This is a genomic window from Bacillus sp. FJAT-29937, from assembly GCF_001509555.1.
GTDB lineage: Bacteria > Bacillota > Bacilli > Bacillales > Cytobacillaceae > Cytobacillus.
Genome location: NZ_LMAS01000008.1, coordinates 215791 through 217236, shown reverse-complemented (window position 1 = coordinate 217236; position 1446 = coordinate 215791). Strand labels below are relative to the sequence as shown.

Here is a 1446-nt window from a genome sequence, read left to right as displayed (position 1 = left end):
AAGAGGCTGGGACATAACTAGCTTCAAATAATGAGAAAGGTGAATTTGAGCGTACTCAAATTCACCTTTCTCTATTTTGGCGTGTATATTCTTCTATTACCTTAGTTGTTCGCCGTGAATTTTCTTAAATTCACGGCCATTAGCGCGAAGCCCATTTCGTTTTCAACCTTGGATTTTCCTCGTACAGAAAATCGAGCGAAATGCAAATTAGCCTTCAAGAATCCAAAAACTGGTTCCACATCAATCTTACGTTGACGATAGATGGCACCTGTTTTTTCTTCTGAAAGCTTCGCTCTCACATATTCTTTTTGTTGTTCCCACTTCTCGTTCACCATTAATTTTCGATTATTACCTTCTTTTGCTTTTGTACAAGCGGAGCGGAAAGGACAACCTGAACAGTTTTCACATTCATAAACTTTAAACTCACGTGTGAAACCGGACTTATCCGTTCGCGCTGAGCGATATTTAAATACTAGCTGTTGTTGGTTTGGGCAAGTGTACACATCATTTTTTTTATTATATTCCCAATTTGCTGTATTAAGTTCGTTTTGTTTGTACTTTCTTTTCTGTTCTTTTGAATACATGTTGTAAGTGATTAAGGCTTCTCGTTTACGATTCGAAAGAATATCATCATAATTCTGTTCACTGCCATATCCCGCATCTGCGACGATGTTCTTTGGTAACTCGAAATAATATTGTTCAATTTCATTTAAAAATGGAATTAATGTGCGCGTATCTGTCGGATTGGAAAAAATACTATAGGCAAGCGCATATTGACCTTCTGTCGCAATTTGTACATTATAGCCTGCTTTTAATTGGCCGTTTTTCATATAATCATCTTTCATTCGCATAAACGTCGCATCGTGATCGGTCTTGGAATAGCTATTACGCGTGCCAAAGATTTCAAAGTCTCGTTGATATTTCTGTTTACGTAAGATGAAATCAACTAAATGTTTACGAACCTGTTTTGGAAACTTCCGTTCACTTCTTAGTGCTTTTCGTTCTGCCACATCTGATGATCCTTCAATTTTTGAATCATAATCGGAGATAACTTCGTCTACTTTTTTTACCATTTGATCAAGTTCTTCTAAAGATAATTGTTCTTCACTTTCGCGTTCAATTTCAGGCATGATTTCTTTTTCGAGAAGCTCATCGTATAGTTGATTCGACTTTTCGATTAGACTGTTGTGAAATTTTTCGATTGCTTTCTTCCAAACGAAGGTAAATTTGTTCGCATTGGCTTCAATTTTTGTGCCATCAATAAAAATCGCTTCTTGGTCGATTAATTTTTCTTGTACCAGCTGGCAACGAAATTGAACAAAACATTGGCGAATTAATTCTTTAACTTCTGGTTGAACACGGAAACGATTAATGGTTCGATAGCTTGGTTCATAACCTTGCGCTAACCACATCATACGAATACTGTCATTTAAAAGTGCTTCAATC

General features: G+C 36.4%; 1 protein-coding gene. It reads right to left on the bottom strand.

Annotation, left to right across the window (positions count from 1 at the left end):
• Positions 1-101: 101 nt before the first annotated feature.
• Positions 102-1446 (bottom strand): IS1182 family transposase (locus AR328_RS17600; protein WP_082677296.1); only part of this gene is annotated, 1345 nt, incomplete at its 5' end.